Annotated in this window: 15 protein-coding genes, 1 rRNA gene, 16 pseudogenes and 2 other annotated features; of the genes and pseudogenes, 20 read left to right on the plus strand and 12 right to left on the minus strand. The window is 67.1% G+C overall.

The annotated features are described in order from the left end of the window. Positions 1–39 precede the first annotated feature (39 nt). Complete coding sequence (locus DA06_RS27095; protein ID WP_418608263.1) at positions 40–1,506, minus strand: MFS transporter; 1,467 nt, start codon at positions 1,504–1,506, stop codon at positions 40–42. Between the two features lie 201 nt (positions 1,507–1,707). After that, positions 1,708–2,127 (minus strand): annotated as a pseudogene (locus DA06_RS27100) (Hsp70 family protein); the annotation flags it as partial. Between the two features lie 121 nt (positions 2,128–2,248). Between DA06_RS27100 and DA06_RS27105 the strand changes: the two are divergent. From DA06_RS27105 to DA06_RS27130, 6 genes and pseudogenes are all read left to right on the plus strand, one after another. Beyond that, a pseudogene (locus DA06_RS27105) lies at positions 2,249–2,708 on the plus strand (phospho-N-acetylmuramoyl-pentapeptide-transferase); the annotation flags it as partial. Positions 2,709–2,759: 51 nt separating this feature from the next. Further along, positions 2,760–2,919: a sequence feature (23S ribosomal RNA rRNA prediction is too short), on the plus strand. 19 nt (positions 2,920–2,938) lie between these two features. Next, positions 2,939–3,197 (plus strand) — a sequence feature (23S ribosomal RNA rRNA prediction is too short). A gap of 13 nt (positions 3,198–3,210) precedes the next feature. Continuing rightward, the gene (locus tag DA06_RS27110; RefSeq protein ID WP_043508217.1) at positions 3,211–3,417 is read left to right on the plus strand and encodes a hypothetical protein; all 207 of its coding nucleotides are present in this window, start codon (positions 3,211–3,213) and stop codon (positions 3,415–3,417) included. Positions 3,418–3,518: 101 nt separating this feature from the next. Further along, positions 3,519–4,016, plus strand: a complete 498-nt coding sequence (locus DA06_RS27115; protein WP_418606514.1) for a hypothetical protein — start codon at positions 3,519–3,521, stop codon at positions 4,014–4,016. A 334-nt stretch (positions 4,017–4,350) separates the two neighbouring features. Then, positions 4,351–5,091 (plus strand): Fic family protein, encoded by a 741-nt coding sequence (locus DA06_RS27120; RefSeq protein ID WP_418606515.1) that lies wholly within the window; start codon positions 4,351–4,353, stop codon positions 5,089–5,091. 582 nt (positions 5,092–5,673) lie between these two features. Next, positions 5,674–6,008: pseudogene (locus DA06_RS27125) on the plus strand (MFS transporter); the annotation flags it as partial. Then, positions 6,006–6,451 (plus strand): annotated as a pseudogene (locus DA06_RS27130) (DNA polymerase); the annotation flags it as partial. The pseudogenes DA06_RS27125 and DA06_RS27130, both read left to right, overlap by 3 nt. On the opposite strand, the gene DA06_RS27135 reads toward DA06_RS27130, so the two are convergent. The 3 genes and pseudogenes from DA06_RS27135 to nrdI form a co-directional block, all read right to left on the minus strand. Next, complete coding sequence (locus DA06_RS27135; protein WP_418608455.1) at positions 6,405–6,722, minus strand: VOC family protein; 318 nt, start codon at positions 6,720–6,722, stop codon at positions 6,405–6,407. The pseudogene DA06_RS27130 and the gene DA06_RS27135 sit on opposite strands and share 47 nt — an antisense overlap. A gap of 707 nt (positions 6,723–7,429) precedes the next feature. Further along, positions 7,430–7,854, minus strand: a pseudogene (locus DA06_RS27140) (lyase family protein); the annotation flags it as partial. Between the two features lie 196 nt (positions 7,855–8,050). Continuing rightward, positions 8,051–8,143: pseudogene (gene nrdI / locus DA06_RS27145) on the minus strand (class Ib ribonucleoside-diphosphate reductase assembly flavoprotein NrdI); the annotation flags it as partial. A gap of 57 nt (positions 8,144–8,200) precedes the next feature. On the opposite strand from nrdI, the pseudogene DA06_RS27150 reads away from it, so the two are divergent. The 5 genes and pseudogenes from DA06_RS27150 to DA06_RS27170 all read left to right on the plus strand — a co-directional run. After that, positions 8,201–8,516: pseudogene (locus tag DA06_RS27150) on the plus strand (AAA family ATPase); the annotation flags it as partial. An 81-nt stretch (positions 8,517–8,597) separates the two neighbouring features. Next, positions 8,598–8,948 (plus strand): hypothetical protein, encoded by a 351-nt coding sequence (locus DA06_RS27155; RefSeq protein ID WP_418606517.1) that lies wholly within the window; start codon positions 8,598–8,600, stop codon positions 8,946–8,948. A 313-nt stretch (positions 8,949–9,261) separates the two neighbouring features. Further along, positions 9,262–9,687, plus strand: a complete 426-nt coding sequence (locus tag DA06_RS27160; RefSeq protein ID WP_418606518.1) for a molybdopterin cofactor-binding domain-containing protein — start codon at positions 9,262–9,264, stop codon at positions 9,685–9,687. Between the two features lie 791 nt (positions 9,688–10,478). Further along, a pseudogene (locus DA06_RS27165) lies at positions 10,479–10,916 on the plus strand (molybdopterin dinucleotide binding domain-containing protein); the annotation flags it as partial. A gap of 22 nt (positions 10,917–10,938) precedes the next feature. Next, positions 10,939–11,186, plus strand: a pseudogene (locus tag DA06_RS27170) (type I glutamate--ammonia ligase); the annotation flags it as partial. On the opposite strand, the pseudogene DA06_RS27175 reads toward DA06_RS27170, so the two are convergent. After that, a pseudogene (locus DA06_RS27175) lies at positions 11,186–11,314 on the minus strand (cell division/cell wall cluster transcriptional repressor MraZ); the annotation flags it as partial. The pseudogenes DA06_RS27170 and DA06_RS27175 sit on opposite strands and share 1 nt — an antisense overlap. Before the next feature lie 188 nt (positions 11,315–11,502). On the opposite strand from DA06_RS27175, the gene DA06_RS27180 reads away from it, so the two are divergent. Continuing rightward, positions 11,503–12,264: a hypothetical protein gene (locus tag DA06_RS27180; protein WP_418606519.1), complete on the plus strand. Its 762-nt coding sequence runs from the start codon at positions 11,503–11,505 to the stop codon at positions 12,262–12,264. Between the two features lie 18 nt (positions 12,265–12,282). Here DA06_RS27180 and DA06_RS27185 read toward each other — a convergent pair. Beyond that, positions 12,283–12,579, minus strand: a pseudogene (locus DA06_RS27185) (ornithine carbamoyltransferase subunit F); the annotation flags it as partial. 189 nt (positions 12,580–12,768) lie between these two features. Between DA06_RS27185 and DA06_RS27190 the strand changes: the two are divergent. The 3 genes and pseudogenes from DA06_RS27190 to DA06_RS27200 form a co-directional block, all read left to right on the plus strand. Beyond that, positions 12,769–13,233 carry a hypothetical protein gene (locus tag DA06_RS27190; RefSeq protein ID WP_418606520.1) on the plus strand — a complete coding sequence of 155 codons (465 nt, stop codon included), beginning with the start codon at positions 12,769–12,771 and terminating at the stop codon, positions 13,231–13,233. Next, positions 13,230–13,400 carry a hypothetical protein gene (locus DA06_RS27195; RefSeq protein WP_418606521.1) on the plus strand — a complete coding sequence of 57 codons (171 nt, stop codon included), beginning with the start codon at positions 13,230–13,232 and terminating at the stop codon, positions 13,398–13,400. Before DA06_RS27190 ends, DA06_RS27195 begins: the two co-directional genes overlap by 4 nt. Before the next feature lie 99 nt (positions 13,401–13,499). Beyond that, a pseudogene (locus DA06_RS27200) lies at positions 13,500–13,830 on the plus strand (molybdopterin-dependent oxidoreductase); the annotation flags it as partial. A 6-nt stretch (positions 13,831–13,836) separates the two neighbouring features. Here the strand turns inward: DA06_RS27200 and DA06_RS27205 are convergent. Beyond that, positions 13,837–14,112: pseudogene (locus DA06_RS27205) on the minus strand (1,4-alpha-glucan branching enzyme); the annotation flags it as partial. Positions 14,113–14,122: 10 nt separating this feature from the next. On the opposite strand from DA06_RS27205, the pseudogene DA06_RS27210 reads away from it, so the two are divergent. The 3 genes and pseudogenes from DA06_RS27210 to DA06_RS27220 all read left to right on the plus strand — a co-directional run. Beyond that, positions 14,123–14,389 (plus strand): annotated as a pseudogene (locus DA06_RS27210) (substrate-binding domain-containing protein); the annotation flags it as partial. Between the two features lie 236 nt (positions 14,390–14,625). After that, positions 14,626–14,778, plus strand: coding sequence for a hypothetical protein (locus DA06_RS27215; RefSeq protein WP_418606522.1), 153 nt, complete (start codon positions 14,626–14,628; stop codon positions 14,776–14,778). Further along, complete coding sequence (locus DA06_RS27220) at positions 14,775–15,113, plus strand: hypothetical protein (protein ID WP_418606524.1); 339 nt, start codon at positions 14,775–14,777, stop codon at positions 15,111–15,113. Before DA06_RS27215 ends, DA06_RS27220 begins: the two co-directional genes overlap by 4 nt. Positions 15,114–15,306: 193 nt before the next feature. Here the strand turns inward: DA06_RS27220 and DA06_RS27225 are convergent. Both DA06_RS27225 and DA06_RS27230 read right to left on the minus strand, forming a co-directional pair. Then, positions 15,307–15,462: pseudogene (locus DA06_RS27225) on the minus strand (P-II family nitrogen regulator); the annotation flags it as partial. Continuing rightward, the gene (locus DA06_RS27230; protein WP_418608264.1) at positions 15,459–15,749 is read right to left on the minus strand and encodes a hypothetical protein; all 291 of its coding nucleotides are present in this window, start codon (positions 15,747–15,749) and stop codon (positions 15,459–15,461) included. The gene DA06_RS27230 and the pseudogene DA06_RS27225, both read right to left, overlap by 4 nt. Before the next feature lie 27 nt (positions 15,750–15,776). Here DA06_RS27230 and DA06_RS27235 point away from each other — a divergent pair, with 27 nt between their 5' ends. Next, positions 15,777–15,950, plus strand: coding sequence for a hypothetical protein (locus tag DA06_RS27235; protein ID WP_418608456.1), 174 nt, complete (start codon positions 15,777–15,779; stop codon positions 15,948–15,950). 101 nt (positions 15,951–16,051) lie between these two features. Continuing rightward, the gene (locus tag DA06_RS27240; RefSeq protein WP_418606525.1) at positions 16,052–16,315 is read left to right on the plus strand and encodes a hypothetical protein; all 264 of its coding nucleotides are present in this window, start codon (positions 16,052–16,054) and stop codon (positions 16,313–16,315) included. 82 nt (positions 16,316–16,397) lie between these two features. On the opposite strand, the gene rrf is transcribed toward DA06_RS27240, so the two are convergent. Beyond that, positions 16,398–16,514 (minus strand): 5S ribosomal RNA (gene rrf, locus DA06_RS27245). Positions 16,515–16,640: 126 nt separating this feature from the next. Then, positions 16,641–16,858 (minus strand): annotated as a pseudogene (locus DA06_RS27250) (type I glutamate--ammonia ligase); the annotation flags it as partial. Positions 16,859–16,937: the final 79 nt, after the last annotated feature.

Consider the following 16,937-nt stretch of genomic DNA (forward strand, 5'->3'; position numbering starts at 1 on the left):
GCCGCTGCGCCAGAGCCTGCACGAGCGGCGCGCCGTCCGCTAGGAGGTGATGCCCAGCTCGGCCGCGGCGTCGGGTCCCATGGCGAAGCCGTAGGTGTTGTTCATCGGGGCGGGAGGCAGCCACGTCTGCCCGTTGGCGAGGTCGGCGTCGTGCACCGCCTGCCACTGCTCCTCCTGGTCGGGGATGCCCTGGTTGCCCATGTAGACCACCCAGCGGTGCCGGTGTACTCCCACTGCATGTCGGTGTCCCCGGCCAGCTGCCCCTCCCGCGCGGCGCGGCCCCGGGATGTTCGTTGAGTCGGTGACCTGGAACGCCGGCGGCGCGCAGTGCGAGCACGGCGATCTTGCCGAGGATGAGCTGCTCGGTGAAGTTCTTCGCCCCGACGGTGACCGAGACGTCCTCGCGCCGTCGATGGCCTCGATGCTGCCAGGGGCGCCGAGGTCGGGGTGGGTCTCGCGCTGGCGGCGTCGGTACGCGCGCCGCAGCTCCTCGGCGGACGCGTGGCGGTCCACACCGAGGACGTCGTAGGGCGTGGTACCTGGATCGGCGTCGGTCATGGAGATCTGTGGGGGTGTGCAGCGGCCTACACGGTACCTCCCCGACGGCGAACGTCCCGAAGGTCTTCCTCTCGCCTCGCGAGGTGCGCCGGGATCCTCGATGCTGGAGGAGACAGAACGGGCGGGCGCGCCCGCCCCTCCGCCCCGACGAGAAGGAGTTGGCATGACCACGAACGGTTCACAAAGGACGGTTGAGGTCACGTAAGCGACCAGGACCGGGTTGCTCGTGTAACCGAGGTCGGCGCCCTGGATCACAGCGAACGTGAACGCGGCCAGGGCGAGCACGGCCGAGACCTGGCCCGTGACGTCGAACGGCACGACCAACCGCGGTGAGCCGCTCACGAAGGCCAGCACGAGCAGTGCGAGCAACCCGACGGGCAGGTTGAGGTAGAAGATCCACCGCCAGTCCAGCTCGGCCAGCGCGCCGCCGAGAATTGGTCCGGCCGCGGCGGCCACCGAGCCGCCCATCGCCCAATAGGCGATCGCGCGGGTGCGAGCTGCGGCATCGGTGAACTCCTGGCGGATCAGAGCCAATGAGGTCGGGGTGACCAGCGCGGCCCCACGCCCTGCAGCACGCGTGCCGCGGTCAGCACCGGCAGCTCGCCATGTTTGGTGAGGTCCAGGGGGAACGCATGTCTCAACGGACTTGTAGCGTTCCTCCTGTGGAAGAAATCTGGGGGAGCGGTCCTCGGCGGCGTCATTGGCGCCGCTGTAGCGGCTGGGGGTTGCACGGTACTCAGTCGCAGAAGAACGTCGCACCGGTGAACTGCATCGCCGCAACGAGATGTTCGGTGAAGTCATCGCAAAGTTTTCATGCCTAGACCAACTCTCCGGCACCAAGTCATTCACCGTCGACGGCACCTGGGAGGAGTTCCAGCGCCTATGGTCCCAACTATGGACCACCGTCGAGATGTGGAAGATGCACCTCTCGGACAGGGACAAACCCATTGAGGATGCAGTTGAGCGCGCCCTGACAGTCCTCGGTCCCGAGTACGAGATTGAGATGCAGTACGGACATTGCGCTGGCTCCACGGCGTTGACGGTAGAGATGTATCGGGAACTCCAGGCTCTGATCCACAGCGGACGCCGGTGGCACCGAGCGGTGAAACCGGGTCCAGATGAGCTGGGACCTATTGATCGAGTGTTCCGGTCCGGGTTCACGCCCTTGTTGGGCTCCTTGCCGCCGGTGAGCTCACGCACGACCTCGGTCACGGCCGGCATGCGCGTCGAGCCGCCGACGAGCACCACGTGGTCGATGTCGCTGAGCGAGATGCCCGCGTCCTTGATGACGTTGTGGAACGGGGCCTTGGTGCGGTCGAGCAGGTCGCGCGTCTCCTCGAAGGCCGCCCGGGTCAGCTTCTCGTCCAGGTGGATCGGGCCGGACTCGCTCATCGAGAGGTACTGCAGGGAGATGTTGGTGCTCGTCGTCGAGGAGAGCTCCTTCTTGGCCTGCTCGGCCGCCTCACGCAGCCGCTGGAGGGCGATCTTGTCCTTCGACAGGTCGACGCCGTCCTTGTTCTTGACCTGCGTGACGAGCCAGTTGACGATGCGCTGGTCCCAGTCGTGCCCGGACCCTCCTGGAGGAGCGGCTGCGCCGCGGCGACGCCGTGCTCCTCAAGGGCTCGAACGGCTCCGGCATCTGGCGGCTGGCCGACGCGCTGCTCGAGGGCACCACCGGGAGGACCGCGTCATGATGTCCGTGCTCATCGCGGGGGCGGTGGCCCTGATCGTGGCCATGGCAGGCACCCCGCTGTTCATCCGCCTGCTCGTGGCGAAGAACTACGGCCAGTTCATCCGCCAGGACGGACCGACCGCCCACTTCACCAAGCGCGGCACCCCACCATGGGCGGGGTCGTCATCATCGGCGCCACGGTGCTCGGGTACGCCGTCTCCAACATCGTCACCGGCCGGCTGCCGAACGCCTCCGGCCTGCTCCTGCTCTTCCTCATGGTCGGCATGGGCCTGATCGGGTTCCTCGACGACTACATCAAGATCTCCCGCCAGCGCTCGCTCGGCCTCGACGAGCGCGGGAAGCTCGTCGGCCAGGCCGTCATCGGCATCACGTTCGCCGTGCTCGCGCTGCAGTTCGAGAACGAGAACTACCGCACGCGGGCTCCACCCGGATCTCCTTCATCCGGGACACCGGCATCGGCGGTGGCTTGTGGAAGCGCCGTCGCTCAACGGATAAAAGGTACCCCGGGGATAACAGGCTGATCTTGCCCAAGAGTCCATATCGACGGCATGGTTTGGCACCTCGATGTCGGCTCGTCGCATCCTGGGGCTGGAGTAGGTCCCAAGGGTTGGGCTGTTCGCCCATTAAAGCGGTACGCGAGCTGGGTTTAGAACGTCGTGGGACAGTTCGGTCCCTATCCGCTGCGCGCGCAGGAAACTTGAGAAGGGCTGTCCCTAGTACGAGAGGACCGGGACGGACGAACCTCTGGTGTGCCAGTTGTTCCGCCAGGAGCATGGCTGGTTGGCTACGTTCGGAAGGGATAACCGCTGAAAGCATCTAAGCGGGAAGCCTGCTTCAAGATGAGGTTTCCACCACCCTCGTGGTGGGAAGGCCCCCAGCCAGACCACTGGGTTGATAGGCCGGACGTGGAAGCGCGGCAACGCCCATCATCCTGTCCCAGCGCCTCGTCGCCCGACGACGTGCTCACCTCGATCCACATCGAGGAGCACGAGGTCGACGCGCGCGAGACCAAGCTGGGCGCCGAGGAGATCACCCGGGACATCCCGAACGTCTCCGAGGAGGTCCTGGCCGACCTCGACGAGCGCGGCATCGTCCGCATCGGCGCCGAGGTCAACTCCGGCGACATCCTCGTCGGCAAGGTCACCCCGAAGGGGAGACCGAGCTGACCAGCGAGGAGCGCCTGCTCCGCGCGATCTTCGGCGAGAAGGCCCGCGAGGTCCGCGACACCTCCCTGAAGGTCGCCGCTCCCGCATCCTCGTGCGAGGCGGTGGCCGCCTCCGTGCTGGCGGACATGAGCCTCAAGCACAAGATCGGCCAGCTCGTCATGTCCCAGCCCGGACGTTCGCAGGGCGAGGACCCCATGCCGGGTGAGGAGGTGCGCCGGCAGCTGGAGGAATGGGGCTTCGGCACCTGGATCATCCAGAACCGCGGCGGTGAGGCCGCCAACGTCGCGCGCTACACCAACCAGATGCAGGAGTGGGCGCCGAGTACGGCGGTGTCCCCTGCTCATCGGTGCGGACATGGAGAACGGTGCCGAGCAGCAGGTGCCGGACGCCACAGGCCTCCCCTACCCCATGGGTCTGGGTGCCACGAGGGACGTCGACAACAGTGCCGTGGCCGGGGCGATCACCGGCGCGAGGCGGCCGCGATGGGGATCAACTGGAACTTCATGCCCGTCGCCGACGTCAACACGAATCCGGCCGAATGGCGTAACGACTTCTCCGCTGTCTCGACCGCGAACTCGGCGAAATTGCACTACGAGTAAAAGATGCTCGTTTTCGCGCAGCAGGGACGGGAAAAGACCCCCCGGGGGACCTTTTACTTATAGCTTTGGGTATTTGGGTGTTTCGGGTTACGGGCTTTGTGTAGGGATAGGGTGGGGGAGACCCGTTGAAAGGCCCGCCCACGCCCAGTGGGTGGGTTGGGAGGTCGCCCGTTTGAAAAATACCCACTCTGGGTCGTACTGCACATCTAACCCTCGGTCCGTGATCCGGCCAGGGGACAGTGCCTGGGTGGGGTAGTTTTAACTGGGGGGCGGTTTGCTCCCAAATGTAACGGGAGGGCGCTCAAAAGGGTTTCGATCTCACCCGCTGGTGCGCATGGCGGTAGCCCATTATCAGTTCGAGGCGATTCACCCGTTCCACGACGGCAACGGGCGCACAGGCCGCGTCATCAACATTCTCATGCTGATCGAGGCCGGCCTGCTGCACGACCCGATCCTTTACCTCTCGCGTGCGATCATCGCCCGCAAGGGCGACTACTACCGACTCCTGCGGGCCGTGACGGATCACGCCTGGATCGAGTGGGTCCTCTACATGCTCGAGGTTGTCCGTGAGTCGGCCAGGTCGACGACGCGGAAGATCGGAGCCATCCGCGCGTGCAGGAGGAAATTGCCGAGCGAGCTCGCGCCGCTACTCCTGGGGGACACATGGCGAGTGGCAGGTGGAGTCGATCTACGAGGTGCGCGCCGGAGACAACTTCGGATGGTCCGAGCGCGAGGGCCGTTCCTCGCCGAGAACCGTCAGATCTACCCGCTGCCCGCCAACGACGACGAGTTCGGCTTCACCTATCCGGTGGCCGCCTACGACCACAACCGGGACCCCGGCCAGAGGGGCGACGCCGGTGTCGCCGTGGCGGGCGGTTACGTGTACCGCGGTGACATCCCGCTGCTGAAGGGGCGGTACCTGTTCGCCGACCTCGTCCGCGGACACGTCTACTCCACCATCGCGGGCGAGATGAACCGCGAGAGCGGCAGGCTCGCTCCGATCGAGCACCTCAAGGTCGTCGCCGACGGGAAGGAGACCACCTTCCAGGAGCTCCGAGTAGCACGGGGGCCCTGAAATCCCCGTGTGAATCTGCCAAGACCACTTGGTAAGCCTAAATACTACCTGGTGACCGATAGCGGACAAGTACCGTGAGGGGAAAAGGTGAAAAAGTACCCCCCGGGGAGGGGGAGTGAAAATAGTACCTGAAAACCGGATGCTTTACAAATCCGTCGGAGCCTCCATGGCTGGGGGTGACGGCGTGCCTTTTTTGAAGAATGAGCCTGCGAGTTTAGTGGGCATGTGGGCGAGGGTTTAAACCCCCGGGGGTGGGGGGGAAGCCCGTAGCGAAAAGCGAGTCCCGAAACAGGGGGCGCACCCAGTCGCGTGCTCTAGACCCCGAAAGCGGGAGTGATCTACCCCATGGGGCAGGGTTTGAAAGCACGTGTAAAGAGCGTGTGGGAGGGACCCGAAACCCCACTTTAGGGTTTGAAAAAACTGAGGGGGGATGACCCTGTGGGGGTAGGGGGGTGAAAAGGCCCAATCAAAACTCCCGTGATAGCTGGTTCTCCCCCGAAATGCATTTAGGTGCAGCGTCATGTGTTTCTTTGCCGGAGGTAGAGCTACTGGGATGGCCGATGGGCCCCTACAAGGTTACTCCGGCGCAAGCTGCTGCTCATCGGCTCCGCCGGCATGTTTCTCACCCTCGGGGTGCTCGCCGTCGTGTTCGGGACTGCGGACCTGGTCGAGAACGCCGACGGCGTGCTGGAACCGGTGCTCGGCGACACCCAGGGCGTGATCGCCCTGCTCGCCGCCAACGGCTTCGTCGTCTTCTTCGGCATGTCGTGGGGGCCGGCGGTGTGGGTCCTGCTCGGCGAGATGTTCAACAACCGCATCCGCGGGACCGCGCTCGGGCTGGCCGCGGCCGCCCAGTGGCTCGCGAACTTCGCGATCTCGACGACGTTCCCAAGATGGCCGAGATCGGCCTGTCCATCCACACCACCTTCCACCAGACGATCGCCGCGACCGGGCGGCTCAGCTCCACCGACCCCAACCTGCAGAACATCCCGGTGCGCACCGAGGACGGGCTGCGCATCCGCGAGGGCTTCGTGGTGGGCGAGGGCTACGAGCAGCTCCTGACGGCCGACTACTCCCAGATCGAGATGCGGATCATGGCGCACCTGTCCGCCGACGCGGGCTCATCGACGCGTTCAACTCGGGGGAGGATCTGCACTCGTTCGTCGGCAGCCGCGTCTTCGACGTGCCGACGGACGAGGTGACGCCCGCGCAGCGCAGCAAGATCAAGGCGATGAGCTACGGCCTGGCCTACGGGCTGAGCGCGTTCGGCCTGTCCAAGCAGCTCCGTATCGAGGTCTCCGAGGCCCGGACCCTCATGGAGGGCTACTTCGAGCGGTTCGGCGGTGTGCGTGACTACCTCGGCGCAGGTTCGAGGGGGTGTCCGTCCCCAGCAGGGAGAGCATCATTCCCTCGCAGCGGAACGAAGGCTCGTCGCCGGTCGCGTCGGAGGCGTAGAGCGTCACCGGTCCGTCGACCAGATACCCGTGGGCGACGGCGTCCGGCGGCCCGTCGGTGCGGTTGAACTCGTCGAGGGTGTGGAGCTGCACCCCGCAGCCGAAGACGTCGCCGTAGAAGGTCAGGGCTTCCCGGGCGGTTCCAGGAAGGCGCAGGTAGGGCGTCGGTGCGGTCATGCCGAGCACGGTAGAGGTCACCCGGTACGCGCGCGACCCGTTGGGACAGCCTGCGCGGGGTCAGCGCTCTCGGGCCGCCTTCCGGCCCGTTCCGCCGTCGCCCCGATTTCCCGGTTCGTGGTGTCGATGGCATATCTTTGTTGACCGGATCACCTTTCCGGGGCCCGCGTCGCCCCGGTTCACGCAAAGAGGCGCTCGTCCCGAGAGCCGCAACGAGGAGGAACCACAGATGTCGAATCTGAGCTCAGCCCGGCGAAGTTCGAGGTAGACGGGAAGACGCTCGAGTTCGACCGCGTGCCCGCCGTCGAGGGGAACGACGGGGGTGAACATCGTCTTCGCTGCTGAAGGAGACGGGCCTCGTCACGCTCGACCCGGGCTCGAACACCGCGCGACTCCGACGAACCGGTCGACCGGCATGCCGGCCACTGTGCGCGCGAGGAGCTCGTCGTCGATGTCGGCGGCGCCTCAGCCGCAGGCACGACTTGCCCATGTCGAGCCTGCCGGTGCTCGCCCGCCAGGCCTCGCGGAACGCCTCGACGTCCTCCGGCACCGAGTAGACCCCCATCAGGTACACCGACAGGTAGTTCTTCTGGGCCCGATGCTGACGTAGCCGAGCGGCTGACCGTTGTACGTCCTGGGGAACCGCGCGAGCGGCACCACCCAGGTGGGCATGCCCTAGTGCATGCCCAGCTCGTACCCCTCGGGCATGGCGCCGGAGATGGTGTCGGCAGGGTCGCGTCGACCCGGGCGATCCCGTAGCGGATCTGGGTGGCGTACCCGGAGAACTCCTGGCCGAGGGTGATCGGGGTGGCGTCCATCAGGTGCGTGCGCCCGGCCTTGACGACGTCCTTCCACTCCTCGGCCTTGCGCTCGAGGGAGGCGGCGAGGACCTCCAGGCCCGGGATCAGCTCCTCCACCACGGCCTGCGTCGCGGCGATGTGGATGGAGGAGGGGGAAGACGTCGTTGGAGGACTGGGGAGGCGTTGACGTGGTCGTGGGGTGCACCCGGCGCAGCCGGGGCGGAGGCGAGGTTGGCCACGACCTCGTTGGTGTTCATGTTCGAGGAGGTGCCCGAGCCGGTCTGGAACACGTCGACGGGGAAGTGCGCGTCGTGACGGCCCTCGATGACCTCGGTCCTTGTCGAACTGGATGTTCCCGTCCGCGTCGTACAGGTTCAGCATCGCGTTCAGCGCGTGGTAGTCGAGCTGCGGCGCGCTGGCGACCTCTACGCCGGTATCTGTGAGCGTTGCTGCCAAACTGCCCAATCCCTCTCGGACGCGCGTGACGTCCTCAGTCGTTCCCAGTAGTTCGAATCGGTACAGGTACGGCACCTGGCACTTCGCGGCGACGATGTCGCCCGCGATGCCGTACGCCGCACCGAAGTTGAGGTTGCGGCGGCGATCACGCCCGGATGAGTGCACGGTTGTGCTCGTCGTTGAGGAACCGGATCACCTGCTTGGGCACGCGCCACGGCCGTCGGCTCGCTCGTCTACGACGCCCGCACGGCCGAGTTCTCCTTCCGCGAGGGTCCCGTGTTCACCAACCTGCTGCTCGCCGACGAGATCAACCGCACCCCGCCCAAGACCCAGGCCTCCCTGCTGGAGGCCATGGAGGAGCGGCAGGTCTCCGTCGACGGCGAGCCGCGCCCGCTGCCGGACCCGTTCATGGTGATCGCCACCCAGAACCCCCGTCGAGTACGAGGGCACCTACCGCTGCCCGAGGCCCCAGCTCGACCGGTTCCTCCTCAAGCTGATCCTGCCGCCTGCCGGAGCGCACGACGAGATCGAGGTCGTCCCTTGCGCTCGGGCGCGGCGGACGGTCACGGACCAGGCGGAAGAGACCTCCGGTACCTGACCCCTACGTACCGGAGGAACCGTGGAAGTCCACGCCCTTGGTTGGATCGCTCTCGGCGCGCTGATCGTCGTGATGATCACGATCGACATCGTCGCCACGTCCGTCACCCGCACGCCCCACCTTGAAGGAGGCGGCCTGGTGGTCGGTGGCCTACGTGGCATGGCCATCGTGTTCGGCTTCGTCGTCTGGGCCGTCTACGGCGGCCAGTACGGGACGGAGTACTTCGCCGGGTACGTCACCGAGAAATCGCTCTCGGTGGACAACCTGTTCGTCTTCGTGATCATCATCGCCGCGTTCAAGATCCCGAGGAAGTACCAGCAGGAGGTCCTGCTCGCACGGGCTCCGTGGTCTTCCTCCTGCTCGCCCCGGTGACCAACGCGGTCGGCGAGGGCGTCAGGGACCATCGAGGCCCTCGTGGCGTTCAACCCGATGCTGGCCGGCGCCGTGGCGGGTCTCGTGATGTGGCCGGCGATCATGGGCGGGGTCTACCACGCCGTGATCCTGCCGCTCGTGCTGCTGGAGATGGGCGAGAAGGGCCACAGCTTCTTCGGCGCCGTGGACATGGTGTCGCTGGTGATGGTGAGCCTCGGCATCACCCTGGCCAACGTGGTGCGCCCCCGGACCTCGGGGGAGGCGGGCGCTCGCGGCGTCCGGGGCCGCCGTCAACTTCGGCTTCGGCACGTTCGTGGAGGCGTCCTACCCGTTCATCCTTCGCCGACCGGAACGGTCTTCGCGGCGGCAAGCTCCAGGTCACGCCGGAGGAGGTCATCACCTTCTCGCCGCCCGCCGCACCGGCAAGCCGTGCAAGTGGACCGAGACCCGCAGCGAGTCGCTCCTCTCCGGCCACCACGGCCGCGACCAGTTGCAGAAGCTCACCCTCGCGGCGAGGAGGGACGGCACGGTCACCGGCCTGAAGGTCGAGCTGACCGCCGACATGGGCGCCTACCTCGGCCTCGTCACCTCCGGGGTGCCGATCCTCGGCGCGTTCATGTTCAACGCCATCTACAAGTTCCCCGCCTACCACTTCACCTGCACGAACTCACCAACAAGACGTGGACCGACGCCTACCGCGGCGCCGGCCGGCCCGAGGCCTTCGCGATCGAGCGGATGATGGAGAGCTCGCCGTCGAGCTCGGCACGGACCCGCTGGCCGTGCGGGAGAAGAACTGGATCAGGCACGAGGAGTTCCCCTTCACGACGGTGGCCGGGCTCGAGTACGACTCCGGCAACTACGAGGCGGCGACGGCGCGGGCCAAGGAGCTCTTCGGCACCACCACACTACGTCCACCAACGCAACATCACCATCGAACGCACCGGCGACCAGTGGACCTTCACCGCCCGACGGCACCCCATCACCACCATCCGCCACCGCCTGAGCACGCCCACCCGACACGAGCAGACGAACCGAGCACCTCCAACACACCGCCGAGGGCCGCAGACACCATGACTCTGCGGCCCTTCGCGCACAGTGAGATCCCGACTACGAGCCTCGCCGGACCGAACGGCGGCGTGGTACCTGCGGTGCAGCTGCCGCATCTGCATCTCGAGGCCCGGGACAGGCCCATCGACCGTGACCCCGCCGGTCCAGCGCGGGCACACCCTCGACGGTCTGGGGCGGTACTACCGCGAGACCATCGAGGAGTCGGCGGCGGAGCCGGTGGACGTCGTCGCCGCGCTGCGCGAGGCACGGGTCGACGTGCTGGTCTGCTACCTGCCGGTCGGCTCCGAGGACGCCGCCAAGTTCTACGCGCAGTGCGCGATCGACGCGGGCGTGGCCTTCGTCAACGCCCTGCCCGTGTTCATCGCCGGCACCAAGGAGTGGGCGGACAAGTTCACCGAGGCGGGCGTGCCGATCATCGGTGACGACATCAAGTCCCAGGTGGGCGCCACCATCACGCACCGCGTGCTGGCCAAGCTCTTCGAGGCGCGGCGTGGTGCTGGACCGGACGTACCAGTCAATGTCGGCGGCAACATGGACTTCAAGAACATGCTCGAGCGCGACCGGCTGGAGTCGAAGAAGATCTCCAAGACGCAGGCCGTGACCTCGAACCTGCACCACGAGCTCGGCGAGCGCAACGTGCACATCGGGCCGTCGGACTACGTGCAGTGGCTCGACGACCGCAAGTGGGCCTACGTGCGCCTCGAGGGCGAGGGCCACGCGGAGGTCGCGGTGCGCTACCTGACCCCGCACTCGAAGTGGTCCATCCACTCCGAGTACCAGGACAACCTCTTCATGCTCTCGCTCTCCCGCGGCGGGCCGAACGTGTGGATGTCCCCGGCCGACGCGCTGAAGATCGGCGTGAAGGACAACGAGTGGATCGAGGCGTACAACCGCAACGGCGTCGTCGTCGCCGGCGGATCGTCACCCGACGGTGAACTCCTACCACCGCCTCGTGCCTGGTTTCGAGGCCCCGGTCAACCTCGTCTACTCGGCGCGCAACCGCTCCGCGTGCATCCGCATCCCGGTCACCGGCTCCTCGCCGAAGGCGAAGCGCATCGAGTTCCGCGTGCCGGACCCTCGTCGAACCCCTACCTCGCGTTCTCCGCGATGCTCATGGCCGGCCTGGACGGCATCCGGAACCGGATCGAGCCGCCGGAGCCGATCGACAAGAAGGCATAGAGGCACCGTTCCTGGCCGCGGGTGAGGACGATGCCGGGCGCGAGCTGCTCCCGGAACTTGGCGGGAAGGATGAGCCGGCCCTTGTCGTCGAGGCGAGGCGCGTGGGTCCCCAGGAACACATCGGCACCTCCCCTCCTTCTCCGCTCGCCACCAGTGCACCCCACATTACTCCACTTCCCTCCCCCGCGCAGTGGTTCGGCGGTGTTTCTTGCCGACTCGGCAGACCAATTTCCAGGTGATTGCAGGGCAGAGCCGGGTGGAGGGAAACGTCGCGCGTCTGCCCCGCCCCGCCGAGTCGGGGCGAGCGGTGCCTGCGGTCCTCAGCTACGGCTGCGGCTACGGCTACGGCTACGGCTACGGCTACGGAGAAACCGTGCGGTCGCCGTATGACCGCGGTCAGGTCCGCCGAGCGCAGGCCGTAGCGGCGGCACAGCACCGGCACCATGAGGCTGACCGGGAAGTCCCAGTACCCGACGACGGCGTCGATGGTGCCGTCGAACGCGTCGAGCTGGCGGAAGGCCTTGGCGAGCAGGTCCGCGACCGAGACGGTGCCGGTCTGGAGCTCGGGCTGGGTGAGCAGCTGGTGAAAGGAGTAGTCCTCGACGTCGGGCAGCGCCTGGAGGGTCGAGAGGTTGAGGTCGTCGAGACCGACCACGAAGACGTTCCGCCTCATGAGCGCCTCCGAGGGAGCGATGGTCGCACCTCGACGGGTGCCCGTGGGACCGCTTCGCGCCGGCCGCATGCCGTGCACGGTGGTGACGGCAGATTCTCGCCGTTCAAGAAGGCGATGCAGAAGGTCGGGTCGGAGGTCGTCAACAAGGCCGCCGGCACGGACCTGCCCGATGCCGCCAGCGGGTTCCGTGCCTACTCCAAGGCGTCCCTGCTGCGCCTGAACGTCGTCACGCAGTTCAGCTACTGCATGGAGACGATCATCCAGGCGGGCAACAAGCGGCTGCGCATCGAGTCGCTGCCCATCACGACGAACCCCAAGACCCGCGAGTCGCGGCTGTCAAGAACATCTGGCAGCACATGTTCAAGTCGGGAACCGCGATCACCCGCTCCTACCTGATGTTCAAGCCCCACATGATCCTGGGGTGCTCGGCGTCATGTTGAACGACTCCTTGTGCCCGATCTGCGAACCCGCCGGGTCCAGGTAGGTCACGTGCGCGCCCTGGTCGTACGCCGCCACCTCGAAGGCGGTCCGGGTACGGGTGGAGGTCTTCTCGAAGATCAGGGCGATGTTGCGGCCGGCCAGGCGCGCGGTCTCCGTGCGGGCCTTCTTCTCCGCCTTGAGCTGCGCGGCGAGGTCGAGCAGATGACGCCACTCCTCGCTGGTGAAGTCCAGCTCCTTGAGAAAACTGCGTCCGCGCAGGTCGATGGTCACGCACTCACCCTTTCGTCTCCGGGACCGCCTCCCGCCCGACTCCCTCCGCGGAACGCGCTCAGATCCCCGCTGCCGAGCGAGAAGGTTGAGACGCCGAGAGTCGCGTAGGACAGGTCGGCGAGGGCGTACAGCACGAAGCTGAGGCCCACCAGCAGGAGAGGCACGAAGTCTGACCGGGAGCTTCTGGTGATGAGGAAGACCGCCAGCGTGGCCAGCACGGCGTCGACGAGGGGGGAGGACGAGTGCGATCAGGTAGGAGAGCCACGGGCCGACCACCTCGCGCCGGGGGAAGACTGCGACGGCGGCGATGAACAGCACCGAGCCGCCGACCACGACGCGTCGAGCACCATCGTGCCACCTGGGGGCGGCGCACCGGGCTCGAGGGGAACGACAGCAGCGCCAGGGCGCCGATCAGCAGCGATCCCGAACTCCTCGATCACCTCGTTCGAGGACGAGCTCGAGGGCCGCTCGGTCAACCAGCCCGCGGCGATCAACCAGACGCTCAGCGTCCCGGAGTACCTGCCGGAGTGGTCGGGCGAGGCGGGCCACCTGCGCCGCCAGGCGATCTCCTACGCCATCAACCGCGAGGAGATCACCGACACGATCTTCAACGGCACCCGCACCCCCGGCCAAGGACTTCACCTCCCCCGGTGATCGACGGGTGGAGCGAGGAGGTGCCCGGCAACGAGGTGCTCGAGTTCGACCCGGAGAAGGCCAAGGAGCTGTGGGCCGAGGCCGAGGCCTCGAGCCCTGGGGCGACCGCACCTTCACCATCGCCACCAACACCGACTCCGACCACCAGCCGTGGGTGGACGCGGTGAACAACTCCATCCGCAACACCCTCGCATCGAGGCGGAGATGGAGCCCTACGCGCAGTTCTCCGAGTTCCTCGACGCGCGTGACACCAGGAGATGACCGGCATGTCGATGGTGTCCTACGGCGCCGGCTCCCGCTTCTACTCGCTCATGGGCGGGCAGATGCTGTCCTTCTACGACTGGTACGCGGACCTGCCGGTCGCCTCCCCGCAGGTGTTCGGCGACCAGACCGACGTCCCCGAGTCCGCCGACTGGTTCAACGCCGGCTACCTCGTCATGTGGGGCTCGAACATCCCGGTCACCCGCACCCCGACGCGCACTTCATGGCCGAGGCGCGCTACCACGGGCAGAAGGTCGTGGCGGTCTCCCCCGACTACGCCGACACACCAAGTTCGCCGACGAGTGGCTGGCGGTGCACCCCGGCACCGACGGCGCTCGCGATGGCGGTCGGTGCGGTGACGCCCGGGAAGGCCGTGGACTCCTCGGCGATCATCATGATGCCGGGGGCCTTGCGGTAGGCCGTCGCGTTCGTCTCCTGCAGGAAGCTGATCGCCTCGAGGTTCTCGCGGCCGCCGCGCACGTTGGGCCGCCACTGACCCGGCTGACGGGAGTAGTCCAGGTAGAGCATGGAGGCCACGGCGTCCACCCGCAGGCCGTCGACGTGGAACTCCTGCAGCCAGTAGAGAGCGTTCGCCACGAGGAAGTTCTTCGTCGACCGGGTCGGAGATCTGCCTGCCGCCCAGTCCGTCGTCGCGGACGACTTCGGCCTCGCGCGGCTCGCGACCGAGCACCTCATTGCTCACGGGCACAAGCGCATCGCACTGCTGAGCGACGTGCCGGGCATCGAGACGACCCGGAACCGACACGAGGGCTTTCGCGCAGCGATGGCCGCCGCGGACCTGCCGGTTGACGAGCGCCTCATCCGGCCGGACTGCCCGGACGCGTCCGACGTTATGCGGGCGATCACAGCTCTTCTGGCACTCGATGAGCCGCCCACCGCGACTCTCCACCAACTCACGACTCTCGCTGGGCGTGGTCCCCGCGCTGCACCAGTTCGGCAGAACCGATATAGCGCTGGTCTCGTACGGCGACTTCGCGATGGCCGAGACCTGTCGCCCGCCGTCACCGTTATCGATCACTCACCCGAGGCAATCGGAGACATGGCGGCCAAGGCCCTTCTCGCACGGCTTCTCGGAGTCACCCGGCGAGAGCGATCTCCGGTGGATCGCGGTTGCCGGAGGACTCCGACGCCACCCTGCTCCTCGTCGCGACGGACGAGGGCGACTTCTACACCGACATGGGATGGGACCTGAGGCGATACGCGCCAGGACCGCTCGCACCGCACGCGTGGTCGCCGAGTACGACGGAGCCGGCAAGTACTTGAGCTCGCCCGAGTCCCTGTTCGCCGAGAAGCAGCGCGAAGACGCTATTCGTGCGAGGCGTACCGTCATGCACCGGTACGTCGACCGTCACCTTCGGGACCCGCGGTCAGCGTTCACCCGACTGTGCCACGGCTTCCCCCGGAGCGTCCTCGACCACCTGAAGCCCGTCGCCGCGTTCCGGCGTCAGCTGCCCAGCCTCGGCATCTCGTCCGGCTGGCAGATGGTCGCCGTGCCCGTGAGTTTCGCACTGAGTTTTGTGTTCCAGCTCGAGGTCACCGTGCGGCGTTTCGTCGCCCCGGCCTCCGTCGAGGTCGACCCGGCCTTGCAGACCGTCTGACCCAGGAAGGAGAACGACATGGGTGGATTGCTCCTGGGCTCGTTCGGCGCCGGCGTCCTGTCCCGGATACCGATCGGTTTTGCCCTCGCCGCCGCGTCCATGCTGACGCTCGCGCTCATCACCGACAACCTCTCCATCGGTGCCCAGCGCGTGGTCGCCGGCATCACGCCGTACCCCTTGCTCGCGGTGCCGCTGTTCGTCCTCCGCCGCGGTAGACCTCCGTGTGTCCGTGCTGCCGGCCGTAGCCGCTCGCCTCGGAGACGGTCATGCCGTGTACCCCGGCCGCCTCGAGGGCCTTCTTGACGTCGTCGAGCCGGTGGGGCTGGACGACCGCTGTCACGAGCTTCATGCGTTTGCCTCCGTCGTGGACCGCCGCACCGGTGCGGGTGCACCTGCGCCGGTGTCCGTGCTGAACCGTCCCACCCCGAGTGCCTCGTAGGCGGACTCACCGTGCTCGGCCTGGTCGATGCCGCTCACCTCCACATCTTCGCTCACGCGCCAGCCCATGACGGCCTTCAGCCCGAGCCCGATCACGGTGGTGACGGCGGTGAAGATCATGGCGACGACGGCGATGATCACCTGGACCACCAGCTGGTTGAGGCCCCCGCCGACGAGCCGACCCGCAGCCCGCAGCAGCTCGGGCGCGGCCTCGGCTCCGGCTTCGTGCTCTTCATCGGCGTCGCCGTCGTGCTGGCCCTGGTGGCCGGGATCGCCACCGACATGTCGGTGCCGGCGCTCGTCGGCTGGGTGGTCTTCGCCGCGATCGCGGCGTTCGTGCACGAGATCATCGTCGGCCTGGCCGCCATGCAGTCCGGCTGGTTCCCGGCCTCGCCGTAACCCTGATCTTCCTCGTCATCGGCCTCGTCGTCGGCCTGCCCGAGGTCCCCTCGTCCGTCCTCGTCGGCTACTGCGCCGCCACCGGTCCCGCCTTCGCGGACATGGGGTACGACTTCAAGGCCGGCTGGGTGCTGCGGAAGATCCACTCGCGCCACACCGGCTACCTCGACTACGAGATGTCCGGCCGCAAGCAGCAGTACTACTCCGCCATCATCGGCTTCGTCGTCGCCCTCGCGCTGGTCGCCCTGCTGTGGCGCTCCTACTTCGAGGACGGGCTGCTGCCGCCCGTCGCGATCTCTCGCCGACACCATCACCGCCGGGCGAGCGCCGCCTGTCCCCGTACCGGTTCCGTGGCGTTGAGGTAATCCCGATAGCCCTTGGGATGATGGCGCCCTGGGATGCAGAAATGGCCCTCACCGGGTGGTGAGGGCCATTTCTGGGATGGGTGTTCGGCGGTGTCCTACTCTCCCACACAGTCTCCCGTGCAGTACCATCGGCGCTGAGGGGCTTAGCTTCCGGGTTCGGAATGGGACCGGGCGTTTCCCCCTCGCTGTGACCGCCGTAACTCTATGGAGATATCGGTGCCGACGGCCGGTCGGGGGTGCGTATCTCGGGAACCGCACAGTGGACGCGGTAGCACTCTTCGTTTCTTCCATCACGTGTTGGTGTTGTGGCAAGTTGTCGGGCGCGCAGCGTGCCGAAGCGGTAGTTGATCTCCTGCTGGCCGGCCGTGCCGACCTCGTGGTGGGCGCGCTCGACGTCCAGGCCCACCTGCTGGAGGGCGCGGACCATCTCGTCGCGCAGGTCCGCCATCTGGTCGTTGGGGAGACGGGGAAGTAGCCGCCCTTGTAGCGCGTCTTGTAACCGAGGTTGGCGCCGTCCTCGTCCCGCCCCGTGTTCCAGGCCGCTCGCGCGTAGGTAGGTAGAAAACGAGCCTCGTCGAGCGCCGCCTGGAGGTTTCTGACCGCCGGTCCGCCGGGAGAGTTC

It is taken from the genome of Georgenia sp. SUBG003, from assembly GCF_000715355.2.
Lineage (GTDB): Bacteria > Actinomycetota > Actinomycetes > Actinomycetales > Actinomycetaceae > Georgenia.

Excerpts from the sequence above, each read along its gene's own strand:
- DA06_RS27135 (WP_418608455.1), bottom strand. The coding sequence starts at position 6,722 with ATGACCGCACCGACGCCCTACCTGCGCCTTCCTGGAACCGCCCGGGAA.
- DA06_RS27190 (WP_418606520.1), top strand. The coding sequence starts at position 12,769 with ATGAGGAAGACCGCCAGCGTGGCCAGCACGGCGTCGACGAGGGGGGAG.
- DA06_RS27120 (WP_418606515.1), top strand. The coding sequence starts at position 4,351 with ATGGCGGTAGCCCATTATCAGTTCGAGGCGATTCACCCGTTCCACGAC.
- DA06_RS27095 (WP_418608263.1), bottom strand. The coding sequence starts at position 1,506 with ATGGGTTTGTCCCTGTCCGAGAGGTGCATCTTCCACATCTCGACGGTG.
- DA06_RS27240 (WP_418606525.1), top strand. The coding sequence starts at position 16,052 with ATGGGGTACGACTTCAAGGCCGGCTGGGTGCTGCGGAAGATCCACTCG.